Source organism: Parasphingorhabdus cellanae, from assembly GCF_017498565.1.
Classification (GTDB): Bacteria; Pseudomonadota; Alphaproteobacteria; order Sphingomonadales; family Sphingomonadaceae; genus Parasphingorhabdus; species Parasphingorhabdus cellanae.
The window spans coordinates 1,839,001-1,845,000 of record NZ_CP071794.1; the positions used below are offsets into that span (position 1 = coordinate 1,839,001).

The 6,000-nt window shown below is 51.4% G+C and carries 5 protein-coding genes, 1 tRNA gene and 2 rRNA genes (1 of these 8 only partly in view); 1 reads left to right on the top strand and 7 read right to left on the bottom strand.

The features are described from left to right. Nucleotides 1-23 precede the first annotated feature (23 nt). The 3 genes from J4G78_RS08795 to rpmF form a co-directional block, all read right to left on the bottom strand. A complete protein-coding gene (locus J4G78_RS08795) occupies nucleotides 24-995 on the bottom strand; it encodes a beta-ketoacyl-ACP synthase III (protein WP_207990197.1) in 972 nt (323 codons plus the stop codon). Further along, a complete protein-coding gene (plsX, locus tag J4G78_RS08800) occupies nucleotides 992-2,035 on the bottom strand; it encodes a phosphate acyltransferase PlsX (protein WP_207990198.1) in 1,044 nt (347 codons plus the stop codon). Before plsX ends, J4G78_RS08795 begins: the two co-directional genes overlap by 4 nt. A 68-nt stretch (nucleotides 2,036-2,103) precedes the next feature. Next, nucleotides 2,104-2,283: a 50S ribosomal protein L32 gene (rpmF, locus tag J4G78_RS08805; protein ID WP_207990200.1), complete on the bottom strand. Its 180-nt coding sequence runs from the start codon at nucleotides 2,281-2,283 to the stop codon at nucleotides 2,104-2,106. A gap of 216 nt (nucleotides 2,284-2,499) precedes the next feature. Between rpmF and J4G78_RS08810 the strand changes: the two genes are divergently transcribed. Beyond that, nucleotides 2,500-2,931: an MAPEG family protein gene (locus J4G78_RS08810; protein ID WP_207990203.1), complete on the top strand. Its 432-nt coding sequence runs from the start codon at nucleotides 2,500-2,502 to the stop codon at nucleotides 2,929-2,931. 36 nt (nucleotides 2,932-2,967) lie between these two features. On the opposite strand, the gene J4G78_RS08815 is transcribed toward J4G78_RS08810, so the two are convergent. The 4 genes from J4G78_RS08815 to J4G78_RS08830 form a co-directional block, all read right to left on the bottom strand. Next, the gene (locus J4G78_RS08815) at nucleotides 2,968-3,534 is read right to left on the bottom strand and encodes a hypothetical protein (protein WP_207990205.1); all 567 of its coding nucleotides are present in this window, start codon (nucleotides 3,532-3,534) and stop codon (nucleotides 2,968-2,970) included. Nucleotides 3,535-3,816: 282 nt separating this feature from the next. Then, nucleotides 3,817-3,893, bottom strand: a tRNA-Met gene (locus tag J4G78_RS08820). Between the two features lie 132 nt (nucleotides 3,894-4,025). After that, nucleotides 4,026-4,140, bottom strand: a 5S ribosomal RNA gene (gene rrf / locus J4G78_RS08825). Between the two features lie 165 nt (nucleotides 4,141-4,305). Next, nucleotides 4,306-6,000, bottom strand: a 23S ribosomal RNA gene (locus J4G78_RS08830); it runs 1,102 nt beyond the window's last position.

The following is a 6,000-nucleotide window of genomic DNA, read 5'->3' on the forward strand; positions in this document are numbered from 1 at the left end:
TAATGGCTCTGATGCTTAGATTTTCAGTAACGAATGACACTCGCACCCCAGGTGAACCCGCCACCCATAGCTTCTAAGACCAACAGGTCACCTGCCTTAACACGGCCATCCCGCACAGCTGTATCAAGTGCCAGGGGGACAGAAGCCGCGGAAGTGTTGGCGTGCTGATCAACCGTCTTGATCACTTTTTCCGGCGCCAATTTTAGTTTCTTTGCTGTTGCGTCCAATATCCGCGCGTTGGCTTGATGAGGCACAACCCAGTCGATATTGTCCATATCTTCACCGGCAGCATCCAAAGCCTCTTTCAAAACGGACGAAAGATTAACGACGGCATGGCGAAATACTTCTCGACCTTTCATCCTTAGCTTTCCGACTGTTCCGGTAGTCCCGGCTCCGCCATCGACGTAGAGCAATTGGTTATGCTCGCCGTCGGCATGCAACCGGGTGGACAGCACACCTTTGTCCGTTTCCTCGCCCGAAAGGATAATTGCGCCAGCACCGTCACCGAACAGGACGCATGTTGTGCGATCCTCCCAATCCAGAATACGGCTGAACGTCTCCGCACCGATTACAATCGCATTTTGCGCGCTGCCTGCGCGAATCATGCTTTCGGCAACCGACAGAGCGTATAGAAATCCGGAACAGACCGCAGCGACATCAAAAGCAACGCAGCCGTTGCAGCCTAGTTGATCTTGTACGGTCGTAGCTGTCGCAGGAAAAGTTTGATCAGGTGTAGCCGTGGCCAATACGATCAAGTCAATATCCTGTGCCGCCATACCCGATGCTTCGAGCGCTCTGCGTGCGGCTTCGGTGGCCAAGCTTGAAGTTGTTTCGTCATCCTCAGCAATATGACGGAATTTTATGCCCGTCCGTTCAACAATCCATTCGTCGGTTGTATCAACTTTTTGCGCAAGATCCGCATTTGAGACTTTCGTTCGCGGCAGAGCAGAACCAGTGCCTTTAATGACCGCACGGCGAGCGGTCACGGCGCTCATTTCGCGGTTGCCTCCAGAGGCGTCACATTGCTGATTTTATTCAAATCTTCGCTGATACGTTCCAAAATGCTATCCTCTACCAACCGTGCTGCCACTTCCACGGCATTGGCTACGCCTTTTTCGTCCGCACTGCCATGGCTTTTTACAACCACGCCGTTGAGACCAAGAAATACAGCGCCATTATGATTGTTGGGATCGAGATGCTCCTTAAGCAGCTCTGTCGCAGGCCGAGAGATGAGAAACCCGATTTTGGATCGTAAAGAACTTAAAAAACTACGCTTCAAAAGATCGGTAACAAAACGGGCGGTTCCTTCAAGCGCTTTCAGGGCAATATTTCCGGAAAACCCATCGGTCACAATAACATCCACGTCACCTGTCGATATTTTATCGGCCTCCGTAAAACCTTGAAAGTCCATTGCCAGCCCGTCGGAACTTTTTAACGCATCAGCGGCGACTTGCAGCGCTCCAGTCCCCTTACCGTCTTCCGTACCGATATTCAGCAACTTGACCGTTGGTCTCTCAAAGCCGTGCATAATTCGGCTATAGGCCGCGCCCATGATAGAAAATTGCACCAGGTTGCGGCTGTCACATTCAGCATTAGCGCCGAGATCCAGCATAACGACATCGCTGTCTTTCATCGTCGGCAATAAAGCTGCCAGTGCGGGCCGATCGATGCCCGGCATAGTTCGTAGCGCAAGTTTCGAAATAGCCATAAGTGCGCCAGTATTGCCGGCACTCACCGCAGCGCTCACGTCTCCGGACTTCACGGCGCCGACTGCCATACCCATTGATGTTTTCTTGGAACCGCGCAGCGCTTGACTGGGCTTGGCATCTGCCGAAACAACATCTTCAGCATGCAATATTTCGGACGCTGCGCTGAGGTTAGGGTGGCTTTTTAGCGCCTCTTTAATCTGGGTTTCATCGCCAACAAACAGGAATTGAAAACCTTCGTGTCGATGTCGAGCGAGGGCCGCACCTGCGACCATTACGCGTGCGCCGATATCGCCGCCCATCGCGTCAATTGCGATTCGCGGCCTCATCCCCACCGGTTATTCCCCTTGATTAGCTGTGTGATAGTCGTGACGTTAGTCGATTAAAGTCAAAAAGACTATAGATCGACGGCCATGACTTCACGGCCATTATAATGACCGCAAGAACCACACATATGATGTGGGCGCTTTAGTTCACCGCAATTCGAGCATTCCTGATAAGCTTCGACTTTCAAAGCATCGTGGGAACGGCGCATACCGCGCTTGGACGGCGTAGTTTTTCGTTTAGGGACAGCCATTGCTCAGCCTGTTCGTTAAATTTCAAATTTTATATAACTGTGTAATAAGCCAAATGCCAATTGGGAGCAAGCTAACCTCTAAACTTTATAGAGAATCACTAGCCCCGTTCGATTGGTTTATTCCACGCGAATGGGCGCGTATAACGATTTTCCTGTGCGTTGCAAGCATTGTGCTTCTATAGGGGCGTGATAATTTCAAAAGCTTTTGGGGGAACCATGATTTTACCTATTACACTTACCATCGCCGGTGCAGCTGCGTTGGTCAATATCTGGCTGATGATCCGTGTCGGACAAGTGCGTACGTCGGAGAAAGTAAGCGTCGGGGACGGCGGTAATGACAAAGTCATAAGACGGATGCGTGCCCATGCCAATTATGGCGAAAGCTTGCCTATCGTGTTGATCCTGCTCGCAGCAATAGAACTGGCTAGCGGTTCCGAAACATGGCTCTGGATTGTTGGCGGTGTCTATATGCTCGGTCGGGTTGCTCACGGCATTGGTATGGACGGCGGCAAGCTGGGCAAGGGGCGGATGGTAGGAACAATCCTGACTATGCTCATCATGCTGGGCCTCGGCGCATATGCCATTTCAATACCCTATTTCAGTACAACTGACGCCAGCACAGCCCCGGTAACAGTTCAGGCGGGATAATGGCAAACGATGGCCATGGACCTTATGGAGACGGTCTTACTTAAATACCAATCGCCACAATTGCATGCGTTTGGGATCCACAACTCCCTGGCTGGTGTCAGTGCCAGCCGGGGGATCACATGGGCGCGACAAAAATATTGATGCCGGCGGAAAGTCATAAGAAATAAGGAAAATTTCTTCTCCAGCGCGCAAAATTTCTGTCCTATCGTTTTTCAAATCAATGATAGATTTTATGGTGATAGCTCCTGTGTCAACTACTCCAGGATCTTCACCACCAACGCCATGCCAGCCAAATCGTCCCCCGCGAGGCGGGGTATCGAGAAATAGCGTAGCTATCGGATCGGTGCTCACTGAGTATTTATTCAAAGCCTCAAACAGCGGGCCATCGATCAAGCTCTGGCACTTCTGCACCTGAGGCCGAAGCAATGTTTCGCGGCCAACGGTTATCCCCAGTTCACTGTCAAACGCATCGCCCTCAAATAAATCGGGATGAGGAATAATGCTAAATTCCGTTGCTTTCAGAGCGACTTCATACACTCCATCAACTAGGGTCGCTTCAACCCGCCTACCATCTTGCTCGAAGGCAAGATATTGGGCTTCCACTGGTTCTGAGCATCCTATAAAGCCAAAACATATGACCAATATGACCATCAATGCAGCACGCGTCATAGTTAACTCCCTGATGAACCGCTAGCGGGTCATATCGATGAGAAATTGATCGAACAAGCACGTGACCGATAGTGTCAATCCGGCGCGCTGGAGACAGGTCAGAACCCGCTAAAGCGAGGTATATCGGTCATGCGGGCCGGTATATGCTAAGCAACGCCCTGCGCCGTCAGCAAAACACAAAAAAGCCGCCAACCCATTAGGTTAGCGGCTTTTTGTTGGTTGCGGGAGTAGGATTTGAACCTACGACCTTCAGGTTATGAGCCTGACGAGCTACCGGACTGCTCCATCCCGCGCCACCAATGGAAGCCATATTGCAACAGCGTCCAAAACTAAAAAAGCGGCCGGCCCGTTGCCGGACAGGCCGCTTTTTGAAAAAGTGAATGGGTTATTTCCTCGTGACCACATCTCCATGCGCCTGCTGCAATGCCTGGCGACGACCTACTCTTCCATGCCTTAAGACAAAGTACCATCGGCGCAATCTGGTTTCACGGCCGAGTTCGAGATGGGATCGGGTGGGGCACAGACGCTATGGCCACCAAGCAATGAAGCAAGCGCATAAGCTGTAATCACGGGTCTTTTAATCGATATATCGTTGGTAAGATATGCATGTTAAATCCATGCACATATTACCGTGGGCTGAGCTTATAATGTCCAGCATCTACGACAAGTTGAATTAATCCAACATTGTTGTTGATGGCGGGATTCTACAAGCGCGAATAGAGTAATTAGGACTGGTTAGCTTCATGCATTACTGCACTTCCACACCCAGCCTATCAACGTGGTGGTCTCCCACGACTCTATGATAACTTATCTTAAGGGAGGCTTCCCGCTTAGATGCTTTCAGCGGTTATCCCGTCCATACATAGCTACCCAGCGGCACGCCTGGCGGCATGACTGGTACACCAGAGGTATGTTCAACCCGGTCCTCTCGTACTAGGGTCAACTCCTTTCAATTATCGACGCCCACGGCAGATAGGGACCAAACTGTCTCGCGACGTTCTGAACCCAGCTCACGTACCACTTTAATTGGCGAACAGCCAAACCCTTGGGACCTGCTCCAGCCCCAGGATGTGATGAGCCGACATCGAGGTGCCAAACGATTCCGTCGATATGAGCTCTTGGGAATCATCAGCCTGTTATCCCCGGCGTACCTTTTATCCGTTGAGCGATGGCCCTTCCACGAGGGACCACCGGATCACTATGACCGACTTTCGTCTCTGCTCGACTTGTCAGTCTCGCAGTCAGGCGGGCTTATGCCATTGCACTCTAACAGACGGTTTCCAACCGTCCTGAGCCCACCATCGCGCGCCTCCGTTACTCTTTAGGAGGCGACCGCCCCAGTCAAACTACCCGCCACAGAGGGTCCCTGATCCGGATAACGGATCTAGGTTAGACACCAGAAAACAATAGGGTGGTATTTCACATTATGGCTCCACTCGGACTGGCGCCCAAGTTTCAAAGCCTCCCACCTATTCTACACAATTCTTTCCTAATGCCACTCTGAAGCTGCAGTAAAGGTGCACGGGGTCTTTCCGTCTAACCGCGGGTACTCCGCATCTTCACGGAGAATTCAATTTCGCTGAGCATATTCTGGAGACAGTGGGGAAGTCGTTACGCCATTCGTGCAGGTCGGAACTTACCCGACAAGGAATTTCGCTACCTTAGGACCGTTATAGTTACGGCCGCCGTTTACTCGGGCTTCAATTCAGAGCTTGCACTCCTCCTCTTAACCTTCGAGCACCGGGCAGGCGTCAGACCCTATACGTCGTCTTGAAGCCGACTTAGCAGAGCCCTGTGTTTTTGCTAAACAGTCGCTACCCCCCAGCTTGTGCCCCCTGCAAAAAGTTGCCTTCATGCAGGGCCTCCTTCTCCCGAAGTTACGGAGGTAATTTGCCGAGTTCCTTCAGAATACTTCTCTCAAGCGCCTTGGTATACTCTACCTGACCACCTGTGTCGGTTTCGGGTACGGTCTATATGGTGGAGCTATTTCCTGGATCCACTTCGAAGCCTGATCAATCCAATAAGATCAGACAACACACGTGAACCGTCACATTCCACCAGGTCACGGAATATTAACCGTGTTCCCATCGACTACCCCCTTCGGGCTCGTCTTAGGGGCCGACTCACCCTGCTCAGATTAGCTTTAAGCAGGAACCCTTGGTCTTTCGGCGACAGTGCATCTCACACTGTTTATCGCTACTCATGTCAGCATTCGCACTTCCGATACGTCCACCGTCGGTTACCCTTCGGCTTCATCCGCTTACGGAACGCTCCGCTACCGCTCGTAATAAATTACGAACCCTAAGCTTCGGTGCATATCTTTAGCCCCGTTACATCTTCGCCGCAGGAACCCTTATTTAGACCAGTGAGCTGTTACGCTTTCTTTAAAGGATGGCTGCT

Bases quoted from the DNA above. Each gene is read 5' to 3' on its own strand.
- J4G78_RS08795 (WP_207990197.1), bottom strand. From the start codon at position 995: ATGAGCGCCGTGACCGCTCGCCGTGCGGTCATTAAAGGCACTGGTTCT.
- plsX (WP_207990198.1), bottom strand. From the start codon at position 2,035: ATGAGGCCGCGAATCGCAATTGACGCGATGGGCGGCGATATCGGCGCA.
- rpmF (WP_207990200.1), bottom strand. From the start codon at position 2,283: ATGGCTGTCCCTAAACGAAAAACTACGCCGTCCAAGCGCGGTATGCGC.
- J4G78_RS08810 (WP_207990203.1), top strand. From the start codon at position 2,500: ATGATTTTACCTATTACACTTACCATCGCCGGTGCAGCTGCGTTGGTC.